The following is a 19057-nucleotide window of genomic DNA, read 5'->3' as shown; positions in this document are numbered from 1 at the left end:
CACCAATCCCTGTGGGAGCGAGCTTGCTCGCGAAGGCGCCAGTCCAGACACCGCAACATGTCAAACCTCACTCACCGGCACTCGCACCACCAGACTGGTGCCCTCCCCCGGCTCACTCACCAGCTCCAGCCGCCCGCCCATGATCAGCACCCGCTCACGCATGCCGACCAGGCCAAACGACGTCGGCCTACCCTCGGCCGCGACAAATCCTACGCCATCATCGCTGACGGTCAGACACAATTCATCGCCCGCAAGCTCCAGCGTCAGCTCCACCGTGTGCGCCTGAGCATGGCGCATCACGTTGGTCAGCGCCTCCTGCAAAATCCGGAACAGCCCCACCGCTTTGGCATCGCTGAGTGCCGGCAGGTTGTCCGGCACCTGCACCAGACACGGTATCTGTGTGCGCGCCTCGAAACGCCGAGCCTGCCACTCGATGGCCGAGGCAATCCCGGCATCAAGGATCGGCGGGCGCAACGCCGTCGCCACATCGCGTACCAGCTGAAACAACTGCGCGATCAGGCGTTTCATGCTGTTGAGCCGCTCGTTGAGTCCCGGATCAAGCTGCGCGTAGGCCAATTCGCACATCGATGTCTCCAGTTTCAGCACGGTGAGCATCTGTCCCAACTCATCATGGACTTCCCGGGCGATGCGCGCCTTCTCTTCTTCGCGCACGCTTTCCAGGTGCGCCGACAGTTCGCGCAGTTGCTCGCGCGAGGCCGCCAGTTCCAGCTCGATGCGTTTGCTTTCGCTGATGTCCCAGACGATGCCGTCCCACACATAGGCGCCGTCCTCCAGCTGGCGGGTGATCGCTTTGATCTCGGCCCAGCGCTGCTCACCCTGGCGCGTGACGATGCGGCCCTGCCACGACCAGTCGCTGTCAGTGTCCAGCGCCTGATCCTGGGTGCGGTGATAACTGGCCTTGTCGTCGGGATGCACCAGGCTGCGCAGGCCCATGTCGCGATGAGCGATGGCTGCCGGCGCATAACCGACCAGACTTTCGCTGCCCTCGCTGATGTAGGCAAAGTCGATCTGCCCGGTGACCGGTGCCCGCTCCAGCCTGAACACCAGACCCGGAACGTTGGCGGCGATGCCTTGCAGGCGCGCCTCGCTTTCCTGCAAAGCGGCGAGCGCGCGGCGGCGATCGGTGACGTCGGTGAGGTAGACCACCAGATATTCACTGTCGCGAAAACGCAGGAAGCTCAGGGAAACGTCCGCCGGCAGCACACTGCCATCGGCGCGCAGGCAACTGGTTTCGAAGCTCAAGGGCCCTTCTTCACTGGCCCGTGCACGCTTCCACAGATTGAGCCAGCGATCCATGTGCAGGCCGGGCTCGAAATCGATCAGCGGCCGCTCGATCAGCCCGCCCGAGGGATAGCCGAGCATGTTTTCCGCCGCGCGGTTGGCGTAGCGCACATGGCTGTCCCAATTGACCCAGAGAATGCCGACGGTGCTTTGGTCGATGGAAAACTGTGTCAGCCGCAGCGCCTCTTCACTGGCCGCGCGCAACGCAATGTCTTCGCGGGCGCTGAGCAGGCGTTGTTCGAGGCTGTGCTGTTGGCGCCGCTGCCACGCCACGATTGCCGCGCAACTGAGCAGCATCACCGCGAACAACAGGCTGAGGTTCTGCCAAAACCCCGGCGACTCGGTCAGCCGTGGGTATTTCGGCTGCAGCCATTGGTTGTGCAGTTGTTCCAGATCCTTGGCCGGGATCGCGCGCAAGGCGCTCTGGACGATGCCGGCCAGCTCCGGCCAATCGCGCCGCGAGGCCACACGCAGCAGTTGCGGCAGGCCGATATCGCCAACCACCACCAGTTCGGCAAACTCCGGCTCCACCGACAGCCGGCCCAACTGTGCTTCGTCGACCACCGCGTAGGAGGCTTGCTGACTCAACAGCAGTTGCAACGCTTGCCGTTCCAGCGGCACGCCTTGCAGATTCAAGTGCGGATAGTTGCTGCGCAGGTAATCGGCGGTGCTGCTCGGCATGCGCACGGCGACGCGGGTCTGGCTGTCGAGCTTTTCCAGATCGACCGCGCCGCTGCTTTTCTGGTCGCTGACCACCAGTTGCGGCACGCGCATGTACGGGTCGGAAAACTGCCAGAGGCGCAGCGCGCTCGGGGTCTGGCTGAGGCCCGGAGCGATGTCGATCTCGCCCTCGCGCAAAGCGTTTTCCAACTGCCCGAGATCCTGAAAGTTGCGCCAGCTCAGTTCCACGCCGAGGGTTTTGGCCAGCAGTTTCATCAACTCGACATTGGCCCCGGACAATCGCTGCAGGCGCCGATCGTAGGTCGCGTAGGGCGCCTGCAACACCAGGCCGACGCGCAATTCGTTGTGCTGCGCCAGCCATTGCTGCTGCTCTGGCGACAATTGCGCGGCATGATCCGGTGGCGCAGGCGCCGCCCAGCCCATCAAGGGAAACCACAAACAGCCGATAACCCACAGGCAGCAAAATCGCTTCATTAAAGTCTCATACACTGACAAATTCTGACCAACCCATTAGGCTGCCGGGATACTTTTCTGGCCTGGAATAACCGATGCCCTCTGTCTACCGCCTGGCACTGCCAGCATTGTGCCTGTCGCTGATCCTGCCTTGTGCGTTTTCCGTCGAAGCCGCCGACCCGGCGCCTGCCGCCACGGATAAACCCGCCGAAGAAAAACCGGCCGAGCGCCAGCCACTGCTTGAGCGTAGTCAGGAAGAGGCCGCCGCACTGCAACGTAAACTGCCAGCGCAAGAGCAGCAACAACTGCAGGCTGGCAGCGACACTTTCCTCGCCCTGTGGAAACCGGCCAACAGCGCCGAGCCCAAAGGCGCGGTGATCATCGTTCCCGGTGCCGGCGAAACCGCTGACTGGCCGCAGGCAATCGGCCCGTTGCGACGCAAATTGCCGGACGTCGAGTGGAGCAGCCTGAGTATCACCCTGCCGGATCTGCAAGGCGACGCCATTGCTCCGCGCGTGATCGAACCGGCCGCGGCGCCGAAAGCCCCGGAAACCACAAGCAAGGATGCCGCCACCGCACAACCGATCGAACAGGCCGCTGGCGGTGAAGCGGAGGTCGCCGAACAGGTGGTCGCCGAAACCAGCGAAGAACAGGCCAAGGCCGACGCCGAGCGCATTTTCGGACGCATCGACGCAGCGATTGCCTACGCCGAACAGCAGAGCGCGCGCAGCATTGTCGTGCTCGGCCACGGCACCGGCGCTTATTGGGCGGCGCGTTTTCTGAGCGAGCGGCAGACGCCGCAGGTGGAGAAACTGGTGATGGTTGACGCGCAAGCACCGGCCAAAGCCCTGCCGCCACTCGCCGAACTGACGCCGACGCTGAAGCTGCCGACGGTGGATATTTTCTACATGGACAAAGCGCTGGATCGCAACGCGGCGCTGGAGCGCATGCAGGCGAGCAAGCGCCTGAAGACCTCGGCGTTCAGCCAGGTGGCGCTGAAGGTATTGCCGGACAAGAAGGCTGAGCAGGAACAATTGTTTCGGCGGGTGCGGGGCTGGTTGAATCCTCAGGCTGTTGACTGAATAACCGAGTCGCCCCATTCGCGAGCAAGCTCGCTCCCACATCTAACCGTGTTTTATCTGAAGGACCCGGGTCGAATGTGGGAGCGAGCTTGCTCGCGAAGGGGCCATTGCAGGCGTCACATCTTCAATGCCTAGCGAAAATCCCGCCGCTCCCGAATCAACGTATAGGCGTTATGCAATTCCCGCGTCCGCTCGGTCGCCTCACGCACCTGTGCCGGGGTCGCGCCGCTGCCGGCGATTTTGTCCGGGTGATGGCGACTGAGCAATCGCCGGTAAGCGCGCTTGATCTGTGCCGGCTCGCTGCTCGCCGACACACCAAGCAGCTTCATCGCCTCCTGATAGCTCACTGCGGCACTGACGATCGGCCGCTTGCCCGGCTCGTAATCGCTGGCCAATGCCTGCACCTGCTGCGCCGTCCAGCCGAGCCATTTGCCCCACTGCGCCAGCAACTCGCGTTCGCTGACCCCGGCGCGACCATCAGCCCAGACCATTCGCCAGCAGGCACGCAGCACGCCCTCAGCCGCATGCGGTTGCGCACTCAATCGACGCAGATAGCCGCGCAGATTGTCGCTGCCGGACTTGCCGCGATTGAATGCAGCAATGGCCCGCCGTGTCGCCGGCTCGCTCATTTCCAGCGCGCGCATTTCGTTGCGCGCCTGCTGGATATGCCCGTCAGTGACGCGCCCGTCGCTCTTGGCCAGACGCCCGAGCAAAACGAACAGCAATTCATCGTTGCGCAGCATCGGCCGGCCGCCGAGCTTTTCGCGTAAATGTCCCCAGCTCTGCAAGTGCAAGCGCCGATCCAGCGCCTGCCCCAACAACGCCCCAAGCATGGCCCCCGGAATGCTGGCAATCGCGTACCCCACTCCGGCTCCAATCAGAGTCCCTGGCCACAGCATCTCAGCGACTCGCTTCTATCAAAGCTTCGGCTTCGGCCAGACGCTCGTAGGTACCAACATCTACCCAATGCCCCTTCAGGCGCTCGCCCGTCACTTCACCTTTGGCCATGGCGTTGCGTAGCAGCGGTGCAAGCTTGAAAGCGCCATCGCTGCAACCGTCGAACAACTGCGGATGCAGCACGGCGATACCGCTGTAAGTCAGCGTCTGCGCATCAGGCTCGCCGTCCCGCACTTTGCCGTCGATGAGAGTGAAGTCGCCTTTCGGGTGATGCGGCGGATTGTCCGCCAGCACCAGATGCGCCAGGCCATTGATCGGCTGGTGCAGCACGCTGAAGTCGTAATCGGTCCAGATGTCGCCGTTGACCACCAGAAACGCATCGTCACCCAGTAACGACAGCGCACGGAAAATCCCGCCACCGGTTTCCAGCGGCTCGCCTTCCGGCGAGTACTGGATGCTCAGGCCGAAACGCGAACCGTCGCCCAGATGATCCTCGATCTGCTGACCGAGCCAGGCGTGGTTGATGACGATTTCGGTGAAACCTGCGGCCGCGAGGGCGCGCAGGTGATACTCGATCAGCGGCACGCCAGCGGCACGCACCAGCGGTTTCGGCGTGGTCAGGGTCAGCGGGCGCATGCGCTCGCCTTTGCCCGCCGCCAGAATCATTGCCTTCATGCCGTCGCTCCAGCACGCAAGCTGCTGAACAGCGCTTGCAGTTCCGCCAGTTCAGGACGGCGGGCGATCACTGCTTCTATATAAGAGAAGAAGCGCGGCACATCGGCCAGATAGCGTGGCTTGCCATCGCGATGGCAGATACGCGCGAAGATGCCGATGACTTTCAGGTGACGCTGCACGCCCATCAGGTCGCTGGCGCGCAGGAAGTCTTCGAAATCCGCCTGCACCGGAATGTCCAGTGCCGAGGCCTGCTGCCAGTAACTTTCCAGCCAGCCGCGTACACGTTCTTCCGGCCAGCTGAGGAAAGCATCCTTGAACAGGCAGGTCACGTCGTAGGTCACCGGGCCGTAAACCGCGTCCTGAAAGTCCAGCACGCCGGGGTTGGGCTCGCTGAGCATCAGGTTGCGCGGCATGTAGTCGCGGTGCACCAGCACTTTCGGCTGCGCCAGCGCGCTGTCGATCAGCAACTCGCTGATGTGCTGCCATTGTTGCTGCTGGGCCGCATCGAACTCGACGCCCAGCTCGCGCTTGACGTACCACTCGGGGAACAATTCAAGCTCGCGACGCAACAAGGCGACGTCGTAACTGGGCAACGGCGCAACCATCGGCAACTGTTGAAAAGCCAACAGCGCTTGCAGGGCATCGTGGAATAACGCGTCGGCATTTTCGCCATCGATCACGTCGAGATAGGTCTTGTTGCCCAGGTCATTGAGCAAAAGAAAACCGCGTTCTAGGTCTTCGGCGTAAATTTTCGGCACATTAATTCCGGATTTCGCCAGCAAAAAAGCGATATCCACGAACGGTTTGCAGTTTTCCTGGGGCGGCGGCGCGTCCATCACGACGAAGCTGCGGCCATCGCCCTCCCAGCGGAAGTAGCGGCGAAAACTCGCGTCGCTGCTGGCCGCGGTCAACGTGGCCGGGGGCACGGTGCCCCAGCCCTGCTCGGCAAACAGCTTTGCCAACTGCTCATCGAGCCAAACTTTCAGGTGTTGCAAGCGTACATCTTGGTCAGGCATTGCAAGGGTCTCCGACGGCGCTAGCCGTCAAGCGGGTCATGCTTTATTATCCAGCATCTTTTTCAGACCATCGAGAGGCGTGCGGCCCACACCGCGGGCAGATGGCACGCAGGAAGCCCGGACTAATAAGATGGCATTGAAATCCCCCGCGTTTCGTAAAAAATTTCCGTTGTTGGTAACCGGCAGTCTGCTGGCTATGCAACCTCTGGCCAGTCAATTCGTTGTTGCCGCCGAGCAGTATGACTGCTCCGTCTCGGCTACGGGTGGCTGGGACTGTGCGCCCAAGTCGCCCGCCGCGGCATTGCCGCCGCGCCCGGTACATGACGGCAGTGCCGTCAGCGCTGCCGGCGAGCCTGCGGCTGACAAGGGTTCCGACGCCGACACTGGCGCGAAAACCGCACTGGTCACCGAGTCCAAGGGCCGCGGCCTGAAATCCCGTAGCGAAGACTACAGTCACCTCGACTGGGTTCCGCGCGAGAAGCTCACCGCTGCGCAATTGGCCGAGACCGGTCCTTACTGCTCTGGTTCCTATATCGAACCGATTCGTCCTGGCATGAATGACAAGACGAATAAAAGTGACGCGCCGACCTTCATCGGTGCCAAAGCGTCGCGTTATGAGCAGGACACACAAGTCGCCAGCCTCGCCGGTGACGTGGTCATGCGTCAGGGCAGCATGCAGGTCGAAGCCGACGAGGCCAACCTGTATCAGGCCGAGAGCCGTGGCGAACTGGCCGGCAACGTGCGTATCCGCGACAACGGCGCGCTGATCGTCGGCGACCACGCCGATGTGCAGCTCGACACCGGCGAAGCCAAGGTCGACAACGCCGAATACGTGATGCACAAATCGCGCATCCGCGGTAACGCGCTGTATGCCAAGCGTGCTGAAAACGCGATCATCCGCTTGAAGGACGGTACGTACACCACGTGCGAACCGAACAGCAACGCCTGGCAGCTCAAGGGCAACAACATCACCTTGAACCCGGCGACCGGTTTCGGTACCGCAACCAACGTGACGTTGCGCGTCAAAGACATCCCGATTCTGTACACCCCGTACATCTACTTCCCGATCGACGACCGTCGCCAGTCCGGCTTCCTGCCGCCGACCATCGGTTCGGGCAGCGACACCGGCTTCATGCTGGTTACCCCGTACTACTTCAACCTGGCGCCTAACTACGACGCCACGTTGTACCCGCGTTACATGAGCAAGCGCGGCATGCTGGTGGAGGGTGAGTTCCGTTACCTGACCAAGTCGAGCGAAGGGCAGTTCGGTGCCTCGTATCTCAACGACGAGAACGACGATCGCAAGCGCCAGTCCGACTACAACGAGACTCGCTACATGTACAACTGGCAGCACAAGGGCGGTCTCGATTCCCGCGTGCTGACCCAGGTTGACTACACCAAGATCAGCGATCCGTATTACTTCCAGGACCTGCAAACCGACCAGATCGGCGTCAAGAGCGACGACTTCGTCAACCAGCAGGGCTCGGTCACTTATCGTGGCGACAGCTACACCGCACGCCTCAACGCTCAGCAGTATCAACTGGCGACCGTTTCGAACATCACACCGTATGGCCGTCTGCCGCAGATCACCTTCAATGGTCAGCTGCCGTATCACCCGGAAGGTCTGAATTTCGATTACGAGACCGAGTTGGTTCGCTTTGATCGCGACCTGCGTAGCGGCACGTTTGTACAGGAAGACGGCATCACTACCGAGTCGCGCCTGGACAACAACATCACTGGCCTGGCTCGCGCCAATGGCGATCGTTTGAATCTGAAACCGGGCGTCAGCCTGCCGATGAACTGGACGTATGGCTTCCTCAAGCCATCGCTGAAGTACCAGTACACGCAATATCAGCTGGATCTGGATAACACCGGTAAATCGCAGATCGATGCGATGACCGCAGAACAGAGAAAGCTCAACGGCGAGTTCGACAGCAACCAGAACCGTGGCGTACCGATCGCCAGCATCGATGGTGGCCTGTACTTCGACCGCAACACCTCGTATTTCGGCAAGAACTATCGTCAGACCTTGGAACCACGCCTGTTCTACCTCTATGTACCTGAGGTTGATCAGGAAGACATTCCGGTTTTCGACACCAGCGAATACACCTTCAACTACGCCTCGCTGTTCCGCGACAACCGCTTCTCCGGCGCCGACCGTGTCGGCGACGAGAATAAACTGTCGCTGGGCGTAACCAGTCGCTGGATCGAAGACAACGGCTTCGAGCGTCAGCGCATCAGCGTCGGCCAGGCTCTGTACTTCAAGGATCGCAAGGTTCAACTGCCGGGTATCGCTTTCAACGATCGTGACGACGCGAAATCCGACGTTTCGCCATACGCGCTGGAATACGAATACCGCTGGAACCGTGACTGGCGCACCACTGCCGACTACAACTGGGATCCGGACAGCCGCAGCCCACGCTCGGGCAGTGCGATGTTCCACTATCAGCCGGAAGACAATCCGAACAAAGTCATCAACGTTGGTTATCGCTACCGTAATGACCAGGTCCGTTTTGACCAGAACACCGGTAAATGGTCTGTGGGCGGCGGTGACTATGGCACCCCGGGCCAACCTGGCTACGTGAAGGACTACTACAAGATCCAGCAGCATGACTTCTCGGTCATCTGGCCGATCGTTCCGCAGTGGAACGCCATCAGCCGCTGGCAGTACGACTACAACCGCAACCGCACGCTGGAAGCTTTCGGTGGTTTCGAATACGACAACTGCTGCTGGAAACTGCGCCTGATCAACCGTTACTGGGTTTCCTATGACGAGTTCAGCCAGGAAGCTCCGCAAAACGAAAAAGGCGACCATGGCGTCTTCCTCCAAATTGTTCTGAAGGGACTCGGCGGCCTGACTGGCGCCAAGGTAGAGAGCTTCCTCGACAAAGGCATTCAAGGTTATCGTGAACGTGAAGACCAAGCTTTCTGATTGTCTGCGCCCGGTGCTGCTGGGCGCGCTGTTCCTGGGTACGGCGGCCAACGCCGCCGTACAGTCCATCGACAAAGTGGTGGCGATCGTCGACAACGACGTGGTCATGCAGAGCCAACTGGACCAGCGCGTTCACGAAGTTCAGCAGACCATCGCCAAGCGCGGTGGCGGCCTGCCGCCTCCGGGCGTGCTCGATCAGCAGGTGCTCGAGCGTCTGATCGTCGAAAACCTGCAACTGCAGATCGGCGAACGCTCGGGCATCCGCATCACTGACGAAGAGTTGAACCAGGCTGTCGGCACCATTGCTCAGCGCAACAACATGACTGTTGATCAGTTCCGTGCTGCGCTGGCTCGCGATGGCCTGAACTATGACGACGCCCGTGATCAGATCAAGCGCGAGATGATCATCAGCCGGGTGCGTCAGCGTCGCGTGGCAGAACGCATTCAGGTGTCCGAGCAGGAAGTGAAGAACTTCCTCGCCTCCGATCTCGGCAAGATGCAACTGTCCGAAGAACTGCACCTGGCCAACATCCTGATTCCAACCCCTGAAAGCGCTAACTCTGAAGCGATTCAGAGCGCTTATCGTCAGGCCATGGATGTATACCAGCAGCTCAAGCAAGGCGCTGACTTCGGTCAGATGGCCGTGGCCAGATCCGGCAGCGACAACGCGCTGGAAGGCGGCGAGATGGGCTGGCGTAAAGCCGCGCAACTGCCACCGCCGTTCGATCGTGAATTGAGCAGCATGGCCGTTGGCGACATTACTCAGCCTGCGCGTACACCGGGCGGCTTCATCATTCTGAAGCTGCTGGGCAAACGTGGCGGCGAAGCGCAGATGCGCGACGAAGTGCATGTGCGTCACATCCTGGTCAAGCCGAGCCCGATCCGCGACGAAGCCAAGACCAAGGCACTGGTGCAATCGTTGTATGACCGCATCACCGCCGGCGAAGACTTTGCCGAACTGGCGAAAAACTATTCGGAAGATCCGGGTTCCGCCCTTAACGGCGGCGACCTGAACTGGATCGACCCGAACGTGCTGGTACCGGAATTCCGCGAAGTGATGGCTTCGACCCCACAAGGTCAGCTGTCCAAGCCATTCCAGACCCAATACGGCTGGCACGTGCTGGAAGTCCTTGGCCGTCGCGCCACTGACGGCACCGAACAGGCCCGTGAGCAGCAAGCCATGACCGTACTGCGGAACCGCAAATACGACGAAGAGCTGCAGACCTGGCTGCGTCAGATCCGTGACGAAGCATACGTAGAGATCAAACTTCCTGGTGCAGACCAGGCAGCGCAGTGAAACCCAAGCGTTTCGCGCTGACACCCGGCGAACCAGCCGGCATCGGTCCCGACCTGTGCCTGCTGCTCGCTTCGCAAGCCCAGCCACATCCCCTGATTGCCATCACCAGCCGCGACCTGCTCCTTGAGCGGGCCGCGCAACTGGGGCTGGCCATCAACCTGCTGGATGTCGCGCCGGGGCAGTGGCCAGATGTTCCAGCACCGGCCAACAGCCTGTACGTCTGGGACACGCGGCTCAGCGCACCGGTAATCGCCGGGCAACTGGACAAGGCCAACGCGGCATTCGTCCTCGAAACCCTGACCCGCGCCGGCAACGGCTGCCTGAACGGCGACTTCGCCGGGATGATCACCGCGCCGGTGCACAAAGGTGTGATCAACGAGTCGGGCATCGCGTTCTCTGGACACACTGAGTTTCTCGCCGACCTGACGCACACCGCGCAAGTAGTGATGATGCTTGCCACTCGCGGTTTGCGCGTGGCGCTGGTCACCACACATCTGCCTCTGCGCGAGATTGCCGACGCGATCACCCCGGAGCGGCTGGAGCGCGTGACGCGAATCCTGCACGCCGACCTGCAAGACAAATTCGGCATCGCCCGGCCCCGCATCCTGGTCTGCGGCCTCAACCCGCACGCCGGTGAAGGCGGCCACCTGGGCCATGAAGAAATCGACATCATCGAACCGACATTAGAGCGCCTGCGCGGCGAGGGCATGGACCTTCGTGGCCCGCTGCCTGCCGACACTCTGTTTACCCCCAAATATCTGGAGCACTGCGACGCAGTGCTGGCGATGTACCACGACCAGGGCTTGCCCGTGCTCAAGTACAAAGGCTTCGGCGCTGCCGTCAACGTGACGCTGGGCCTGCCGATCATCCGCACCTCGGTCGACCATGGCACCGCCCTGGATCTGGCCGGCAGCGGCAGGATCGACACCGGCAGCCTGCAAGTCGCCCTGGAAACCGCCTACCAGATGGCCGAGACCCGTTTATGAACGAGCAATACCAACACAAGGCGCGCAAACGCTTTGGTCAGAACTTCCTCCACGATGCCGGCGTTATCGACCGCATTCTGCGCTCCATTCACGCCAAGCCTGACGACCGCCTGCTGGAAATCGGCCCCGGTCAGGGTGCGCTGACCCAAGGTTTGCTGGGCTCCGGCGCGCAACTCGACGTAGTGGAGCTGGACAAGGATCTGATCCCGATCCTCAATCAGCAGTTTGCCGGCATGAGCAATTTCAACCTGCATCAGGGCGATGCGCTGAAGTTCGACTTCAATACGCTGAACGCCGCACCGAACAGCCTGCGGGTGGTTGGCAACCTGCCGTACAACATCTCCACGCCGCTGATTTTTCACCTGCTGAACAACGCCGGCATCATTCGTGACATGCATTTCATGCTGCAGAAAGAAGTGGTCGAGCGTCTGGCCGCAGGCCCGGGTGGCGGTGACTGGGGTCGTTTGTCGATCATGGTTCAGTACCATTGCCGCGTGGAACATTTGTTCAACGTCGGCCCGGGCGCATTCAATCCGCCGCCGAAAGTCGATTCGGCGATCGTTCGTCTCGTGCCCCACGCGGTACTGCCGCACCCGGCCAAAGATCACAAGCTGCTGGAGCGCGTTGTGCGCGAAGCCTTCAACCAGCGCCGCAAAACCTTGCGCAATACCCTCAAGCAATTGCTCAGCAACGCCGAGATCGAAGCCGCTGGCGTTGATGGCAGCCTGCGTCCCGAGCAACTGGATCTGGCCGCATTCGTGCGCCTGGCCGACCAGCTCGCGATACAGGTCCCGGCAGCTCCCGCCGCCGACTGACCCGCGATGAACGCTATCGGGCAGCACACCACTCTGGTTTACTGCCCGATACTTGCCTAGACTGATTCCCCATCAGCTACGCCCCGCGTTCCGCTTCGTTAAGGCCCTCTTGCATGTCCGATTCCCGTTATCAGGTCGATGTCAGCGTCGTCACCCATTATCTGGCAGACCAATCGCAACCCGAACACGACCGTTTCGCCTTCGCCTACACCATCACCGTGCAGAACAACGGCGAGCTTGCGGCCAAGCTTCTGTCCCGGCACTGGGTGATTACCGATGGTGACGGCCATGTCGAACACGTGCGCGGTGAAGGCGTCGTCGGCCAGCAACCGTTGATCGATGCAGGCAAGAGCCACACGTATACCAGCGGCACGGTGATGACCACCAAGGTCGGCACCATGCAAGGCTCCTATCAGATGCTCGCCGACGACGGCAAACGTTTCGATGCGACCATCAAACCGTTTCGCCTCGCCGTACCCGGAGCCCTGCACTGATGACGACTTACGCCGTCGGTGACCTGCAAGGCTGCCTCGAACCGCTCAAGTGCCTGCTCAAGCAAGTTGCCTTCGACCCGGTGCTGGATCGGCTATGGCTGGTCGGCGATCTGGTCAACCGTGGTCCGCAGTCGCTGGAAACCCTGCGCTTTCTCCATGGCATGCGTGAATCGCTGGTCTGCGTGCTCGGCAATCACGACCTGCACCTGCTGGCCGCCGCGAAAAAGATCGAGCGCTTGAAGAAAAGCGACACCTTGCGCGAAATCATCGAGGCCCCCGACGGCCCGCAATTGATGGAATGGCTGCGCCAGCAGAAGCTGATGCATTACGACGAAACACGCGATGTTGCAATGGTCCATGCTGGCATCCCGCCGCAATGGTCGCTGCGCCGTGCGTTGAAGTGCGCCGCCGAAGTCGAGACCGCCCTGCGTGACGACAACGTGTTCCCCGCCTACCTTGACGGCATGTACGGCAACGAACCGGCGAGATGGGACAACGACCTCAAAGGCATTGATCGCCTGCGGGTGATCACTAATTATTTCACACGCATGCGCTTTTGCACCGCCGAGGGCAAGCTCGACCTCAAAAGCAAGGAAGGCCTCGACAGCGCCCCACCCGGCTACAGGCCGTGGTTTCAGCACAAGGAGCGCAAGACCAAAGGCCTGCGCATCATCTTCGGTCACTGGGCCGCGCTTGAGGGCAATATCCACGAGCCGGGCATTTCCGCGCTGGACACCGGATGCGTATGGGGCGGCAGCCTGACGCTGATGAACGTCGACAGCGGCGAACGCCTGTCATGCAAATGCGACGAGCACGGCGGGCTTGCACACACGGTTGCGCCACTTATCCCCGAATCTTCGCCAGTCGACGCGCCGCGTTAGACTGCACTTTCAGTTGAGCTACAGGAACCCGCCATGAGCGAATTCAAACGAATCCCCCCGGAACAGGCGCAGGCCCTGCGTGAACAAGGCGCCGTTGTGGTCGACGTGCGCGACCCGGCGACCTTTGCCGCGCTGCATATCAGCGGTTCGAAGCATCTCGACAACCATTCGCTGCACGCTTTCATTCAAGGCGCCGATCTTGATGCACCGACCGTCGTGGTCTGCTATCACGGCAACTCCAGTCAGGGCGCAGCCGCCTATCTGGTCAGCCAAGGTTTCTCCGATGTTTACAGCATGGACGGCGGCTTTGAGCTGTGGCGTACGACTTATCCGTCGGAAACCGCGCAAGGCACCGCCGAATAATTTTTTTGCGCAGCGCAGGCCCCGGCTGCCGTGGTCCTGCGCGCGGCAGACGAACGGTCTGCCACAACTAATTACGTATCTCGCCTTTACCTCTCGAATTCCCAACTATCCTTAAGCGCAGGCCATCCAAATCAGGGGAGAGCCGGTACACCGGCGCGCGGATCATCGGGAGTAGCTTTCGCGGTTTGTCGACCGTGGGAGAATTCTGGGGGGTAAACAGCAGCTGCCACAGCGACTGCTGCCAGCATCGACTGAGTGATCCGGCGTCGGCTCCACGTATCGAGCGAGGTGACGTCATGAGTATCTTTAGCCACTTCCAACAACGCTTCGAATCCACACGCCAGGAAGAACTCTCTCTGCAGGAGTACCTGGAGCTGTGCAAAAACGATCGCAGCGCTTACGTTTCCGCCGCCGAGCGTCTATTGATGGCGATCGGCGAACCGGAACTGCTCGACACTTCGACCAATTCGAGGCTGTCGCGCATCTTCTCCAACAAGGTGATCCGCCGCTATCCGGCCTTTGAAGACTTCCACGGGATGGAAGAATGCATCGACCAGATCGTCTCGTATTTCCGCCACGCCGCCCAAGGCCTGGAAGAGAAGAAACAGATTCTTTATCTGCTCGGCCCCGTCGGTGGCGGTAAATCGTCCTTGGCCGAGAAGCTGAAACAGCTGATGGAGAAGGTACCTTTCTACGCCATCAAAGGCTCGCCGGTCTTCGAATCACCTCTGGGTCTGTTCAACGCCACTGAAGATGGCGCGATCCTTGAGGAAGATTTCGGCATTCCACGACGCTACCTGAACACCATCATGTCGCCTTGGGCGACCAAACGCCTGGCCGAATTCGGCGGCGACATCAGTCAGTTCCGCGTGGTCAAGCTGTACCCGTCGATCCTCAATCAGATTGCGGTGGCCAAGACCGAACCCGGTGACGAGAACAACCAGGACATCTCGGCGCTGGTCGGCAAGGTCGATATCCGCAAACTCGAAGAATTCCCGCAGAACGACGCTGACGCCTACAGCTACTCCGGTGCGCTGTGCCGAGCCAACCAGGGCTTGATGGAATTCGTCGAAATGTTCAAGGCGCCGATCAAGGTGCTGCACCCATTGCTGACCGCTACTCAGGAGGGCAACTACAACAGTACCGAAGGCCTCGGCGCGATTCCCTTCACCGGCATCCTGCTGGCTCACTCCAACGAGTCGGAGTGGCACACCTTCCGCAACAACAAGAACAACGAGGCGTTCATCGACCGGATCTACATCGTCAAAGTGCCGTACTGCCTGCGCGTCAGCGATGAAGTGAAGATCTACGACAAACTCCTGTTCAACAGTTCCTTGTCCAAGGCGCACTGCGCACCGGACACCTTGAAAATGCTTGCGCAATTCACCGTGCTGTCGCGCCTCAAGGAGCCGGAAAACTCCAACATCTATTCGAAGATGCGCGTCTACGATGGTGAAAACCTCAAGGATACCGATCCGAAGGCCAAGTCGATTCAGGAGTATCGCGATTCGGCCGGTGTCGACGAAGGCATGAACGGCCTGTCGACCCGCTTCGCCTTCAAGATTCTCTCCAAGGTGTTCAACTTTGATCCGCATGAAATCGCCGCCAATCCGGTGCACCTGCTCTATGTGCTGGAGCAGCAGATCGAACAGGAACAGTTCCAGGCAGAAACCCGCGAACGCTACCTGCGCTATCTGAAGGAATACCTGGCGCCGCGCTACATCGAGTTCATCGGCAAGGAAATCCAGACCGCTTATCTGGAGTCCTACAGCGAATACGGCCAGAACATCTTCGACCGCTACGTGCTGTATGCGGATTTCTGGATTCAGGATCAGGAGTATCGCGACCCGGAAACCGGCGAGATTCTCAACCGCGTGGCGCTGAACGAAGAACTGGAGAAAATCGAGAAACCGGCCGGCATCAGCAATCCGAAGGATTTCCGCAACGAAATCGTCAACTTCGTCCTGCGCGCCCGGGCCAACAACAACGGCAAGAACCCGACCTGGCTAAGCTACGAAAAACTGCGGGTGGTCATCGAGAAGAAAATGTTCTCCAACACCGAAGACCTGCTGCCCGTCATCAGCTTCAACGCCAAGGCCAGCAAGGAGGATCAGCAGAAACACAACGACTTCGTTACGCGAATGGTTGAACGTGGCTACACCGATAAACAGGTACGCCTGCTGTCCGAATGGTACCTGCGGGTCCGCAAGTCGCAGTGAGGCAGCTGCAAGCTATAAGCCACAAGCTGCAAGAACAAAGCGCGTGAACCTGAAAACACGGGCATTCGCTTTTACTTGCAGCTTGCAGCTCAAAACTTGAAGCTCCCCGGAGGGGCCTTATGAGCTATGTGATCGACCGACGCCTCAATGGCAAGAACAAGAGCACGGTAAACCGCCAGCGTTTTCTGCGGCGTTACCGTGACCACATCAAGAAGGCTGTCGAAGAGGCAGTCAGTCGCCGCTCCATTACCGATATGGAGCACGGTGAACAGATCAGCATTCCCGGCCGCGATATCGACGAGCCGGTGCTTCATCATGGACGCGGCGGCAAGCAGACCGTGGTGCATCCCGGTAACAAAGAGTTCACGGCCGGTGAACATATCGCTCGTCCACCGGGAGGCGGCGGTGGACGCGGTCCGGGCAAGGCGGGGAATTCCGGCGAAGGCATGGACGAGTTCGTCTTCCAGATCACGCAGGAAGAGTTCCTCGAATTCATGTTCGAAGACCTTGAATTGCCGAATCTGGTCAAACGCAACCTGACCGGCACCGACACGTTCAAAACCGTACGCGCCGGGATCAGCAACGAAGGTAACCCTTCACGCATCAATATCATCCGCACCCTGCGCTCAGCACATGCACGTCGTATTGCCCTGTCCGGCAGCAGCCGCGCAAAGCTTCGTGAAGCCAAGGAAGAGCTGGCACGGCTCAAGCGCGAAGAACCGGACAACTTCGGCGATATCCAGGAACTCGAGGCTGAAATCGAGAAACTCAGCGCGCGCATTCACCGCGTGCCGTTCCTAGACACCTTCGACTTGAAATACAACCTGCTGGTCAAGCAACCCAACCCCAGCTCCAAAGCAGTGATGTTCTGCCTGATGGACGTTTCCGGTTCGATGACGCAGGCGACCAAGGACATCGCCAAGCGCTTTTTCATCCTGCTGTACCTGTTTCTCAAGCGTAACTACGACAAGATCGACGTGGTGTTCATCCGTCACCACACCAGCGCCCGGGAAGTGGACGAGGAGGAGTTTTTCTATTCTCGTGAGACCGGCGGCACCATTGTTTCCAGCGCCCTGAAGCTGATGCAGGAAATCATGGCCGAGCGCTATCCGAGCAACGAGTGGAACATCTACGCCGCTCAGGCCTCCGACGGCGACAACTGGAACGACGATTCGCCGATCTGCCGCGACATCCTGATCAACCAGATCATGCCGTTTGTGCAGTACTACACTTATGTGGAGATCACCCCGCGCGAACATCAGGCCCTGTGGTACGAATACGAACGCATCGCCGAAGCCTTCTCTGACACGTTTGCCCAGCAGCAACTGGTCTCGGCCGGAGATATCTATCCGGTCTTCCGTGAACTCTTCCAGCGCAGGTTAGTGACATGACCGCCAAAGAGCAGAAACGCCAACCGATTTCCACCGGCTCAGAATGGACATTCGAGCTGATCCAGACCTACGACCGTGAAATCGCCCGGATCGCGGCCCGCTATGCACTGGACACCTATCCCAACCAGATCGAAGTGATCACCGCCGAGCAGATGATGGACGCCTATGCCTCGGTGGGCATGCCGCTGGGCTATCACCACTGGTCCTACGGCAAACACTTCCTCAGCACAGAGAAATCCTACAGTCGCGGGCAGATGGGCCTGGCTTACGAGATCGTAATCAACTCCGATCCGTGCATCGCCTATCTGATGGAAGAAAACACCATCTGCATGCAGGCGCTGGTGGTGGCCCATGCCTGCTATGGCCACAACAGCTTCTTCAAGGGCAACTACCTGTTCCGCACCTGGACCGATGCCAGTTCGATCATCGATTACCTGGTGTTCGCCAAGCAGTACATCATGCAGTGCGAGGAACGCCACGGCATCGACGCCGTGGAAGACCTGCTCGATTCCTGCCATGCCTTGATGAATTACGGCGTCGACCGCTACAAGCGTCCGTATCCGATCTCCGCCGAAGAAGAGCGCCGGCGGCAAAAGGACCGTGAAGAGCACATGCAGAAGCAGATCAATGATCTGTGGCGCACCATTCCCAAAGGCGCGGACAAATACAGCGACAAGGACAACGCCCGCTTCCCGGCCGAACCGCAGGAAAACATCCTCTATTTCATCGAGAAACACGCGCCACTGCTGGAACCCTGGCAACGCGAAATCGTGCGCATCGTGCGCAAGATCGCCCAGTATTTCTATCCGCAGCGCCAGACTCAGGTCATGAACGAAGGCTGGGCAACATTCTGGCACTACACGTTGATGAATGATCTGTATGACGAAGGCCTGGTCACCGACGGCTTCATGATGGAATTCCTCACCTCGCACACCAGCGTGGTATTCCAACCGGGTTTCGACAGTCCGTACTACAGCGGCATCAACCCGTATGCGTTGGGTTTCGCCATGTACCGCGACATTCGGCGCATGTGCGAAGAGCCTACCGAAGAGGATCGCCGCTGGTTCCCGGACATCGCCGGTTCCGACTGGCTGTCGACCATCAAGTTCGCCATGAGCAGTTTCAAGGACGAGAGCTTCATCCTGCAGTACCTGTCGCCCAAGGTGATCCGCGATCTGAAGCTGTTCAGCATTCTCGATGACGACCAGAAAGACGACCTGCTGGTGCCGGCCATCCATGATGAGGGCGGCTACCGGATCATCCGGGAAACCCTGGCCGCGCAGTACAACCTCGGCAATCGTGAGCCGAACGTGCAGATCTACAGCATTGATCGGCGCGGCGATCGCTCGCTGACCCTGCGCCATCAGCAGCACGACCGCAAACCCTTGGGCGACTCCACCGAGGAAGTGCTCAAGCACCTGCACCGGCTCTGGGGCTTCGACATTCATCTGGAAACCCTGCAAGGCGACCAGATCATGAAAACCCATCACGTGCCGCCCCGCAGTGAACACAGCGAGGGCGATTACGGCCGGCTCGATCTGGCCGTGATTCATCTTTGATCCGGTTCTGGCCT

General features: G+C 60.1%; 15 protein-coding genes. 11 read left to right on the top strand and 4 right to left on the bottom strand.

Annotated elements, in window-relative coordinates; all coding sequences use genetic code 11:
• Positions 1–60: 60 nt before the first annotated feature.
• Positions 61–2457: a PAS domain-containing sensor histidine kinase gene (locus JWU58_RS03375; RefSeq protein ID WP_206421483.1), complete on the bottom strand. Its 2397-nt coding sequence runs from the start codon at positions 2455–2457 to the stop codon at positions 61–63.
• A gap of 74 nt (positions 2458–2531) precedes the next feature.
• Between JWU58_RS03375 and JWU58_RS03370 the strand changes: the two genes are divergently transcribed.
• Entirely contained in the window at positions 2532–3518 is a 987-nt protein-coding gene (locus JWU58_RS03370) for an alpha/beta hydrolase family protein (protein WP_123443844.1), read from the top strand.
• A gap of 131 nt (positions 3519–3649) precedes the next feature.
• Here JWU58_RS03370 and JWU58_RS03365 read toward each other — a convergent pair whose 3' ends face one another.
• From JWU58_RS03365 to JWU58_RS03355, 3 genes are read right to left on the bottom strand one after another with little or no spacing between them, the layout of a single operon-like run.
• Positions 3650–4417 (bottom strand): TerB family tellurite resistance protein, encoded by a 768-nt coding sequence (locus JWU58_RS03365; protein WP_073476573.1) that lies wholly within the window; start codon positions 4415–4417, stop codon positions 3650–3652.
• A 1-nt stretch (position 4418) separates the two neighbouring features.
• A complete protein-coding gene (murU, locus tag JWU58_RS03360; RefSeq protein WP_206421482.1) occupies positions 4419–5090 on the bottom strand; it encodes an N-acetylmuramate alpha-1-phosphate uridylyltransferase MurU in 672 nt (223 codons plus the stop codon).
• Positions 5087–6106: an aminoglycoside phosphotransferase family protein gene (locus JWU58_RS03355; protein WP_016772900.1), complete on the bottom strand. Its 1020-nt coding sequence runs from the start codon at positions 6104–6106 to the stop codon at positions 5087–5089. Before JWU58_RS03355 ends, murU begins: the two co-directional genes overlap by 4 nt.
• Before the next feature lie 130 nt (positions 6107–6236).
• Between JWU58_RS03355 and JWU58_RS03350 the strand changes: the two genes are divergently transcribed.
• The 10 genes from JWU58_RS03350 to JWU58_RS03305 all read left to right on the top strand — a co-directional run bounded on the left by JWU58_RS03350 (position 6237) and on the right by JWU58_RS03305 (position 19043).
• Positions 6237–9038 carry an LPS-assembly protein LptD gene (locus JWU58_RS03350; protein ID WP_123443842.1) on the top strand — a complete coding sequence of 934 codons (2802 nt, stop codon included), beginning with the start codon at positions 6237–6239 and terminating at the stop codon, positions 9036–9038.
• Complete coding sequence (gene surA / locus JWU58_RS03345) at positions 9013–10335, top strand: peptidylprolyl isomerase SurA (RefSeq protein WP_177180908.1); 1323 nt, start codon at positions 9013–9015, stop codon at positions 10333–10335. The genes JWU58_RS03350 and surA overlap by 26 nt, the downstream gene beginning before the upstream one ends.
• Positions 10332–11321: a 4-hydroxythreonine-4-phosphate dehydrogenase PdxA gene (gene pdxA / locus JWU58_RS03340; protein WP_123443841.1), complete on the top strand. Its 990-nt coding sequence runs from the start codon at positions 10332–10334 to the stop codon at positions 11319–11321. Before surA ends, pdxA begins: the two co-directional genes overlap by 4 nt.
• Positions 11318–12136: a 16S rRNA (adenine(1518)-N(6)/adenine(1519)-N(6))-dimethyltransferase RsmA gene (gene rsmA / locus JWU58_RS03335; RefSeq protein WP_041476699.1), complete on the top strand. Its 819-nt coding sequence runs from the start codon at positions 11318–11320 to the stop codon at positions 12134–12136. Before pdxA ends, rsmA begins: the two co-directional genes overlap by 4 nt.
• A gap of 113 nt (positions 12137–12249) precedes the next feature.
• Entirely contained in the window at positions 12250–12630 is a 381-nt protein-coding gene (gene apaG, locus JWU58_RS03330) for a Co2+/Mg2+ efflux protein ApaG (protein WP_122612442.1), read from the top strand.
• On the top strand, positions 12630–13511 hold the full coding sequence (locus JWU58_RS03325; RefSeq protein ID WP_123443840.1) for a symmetrical bis(5'-nucleosyl)-tetraphosphatase: 882 nt from the start codon (positions 12630–12632) through the stop codon (positions 13509–13511). The genes apaG and JWU58_RS03325 overlap by 1 nt, the downstream gene beginning before the upstream one ends.
• A 33-nt stretch (positions 13512–13544) precedes the next feature.
• The gene (gene glpE, locus JWU58_RS03320; RefSeq protein ID WP_016772893.1) at positions 13545–13874 is read left to right on the top strand and encodes a thiosulfate sulfurtransferase GlpE; all 330 of its coding nucleotides are present in this window, start codon (positions 13545–13547) and stop codon (positions 13872–13874) included.
• 296 nt (positions 13875–14170) lie between these two features.
• Positions 14171–16093, top strand: coding sequence for a PrkA family serine protein kinase (locus JWU58_RS03315; RefSeq protein ID WP_016772892.1), 1923 nt, complete (start codon positions 14171–14173; stop codon positions 16091–16093).
• A gap of 119 nt (positions 16094–16212) precedes the next feature.
• Positions 16213–17484, top strand: coding sequence for a YeaH/YhbH family protein (locus JWU58_RS03310; protein ID WP_039757709.1), 1272 nt, complete (start codon positions 16213–16215; stop codon positions 17482–17484).
• The gene (locus JWU58_RS03305; RefSeq protein ID WP_024014545.1) at positions 17481–19043 is read left to right on the top strand and encodes a SpoVR family protein; all 1563 of its coding nucleotides are present in this window, start codon (positions 17481–17483) and stop codon (positions 19041–19043) included. Before JWU58_RS03310 ends, JWU58_RS03305 begins: the two co-directional genes overlap by 4 nt.
• Positions 19044–19057 lie beyond the last annotated feature (14 nt).

It is taken from the genome of Pseudomonas atacamensis, from assembly GCF_017167965.1.
In the GTDB taxonomy this organism is placed as follows: Bacteria; Pseudomonadota; Gammaproteobacteria; order Pseudomonadales; family Pseudomonadaceae; genus Aquipseudomonas; species Aquipseudomonas atacamensis.
This window is presented reverse-complemented; position numbering and strand designations above follow the sequence as displayed.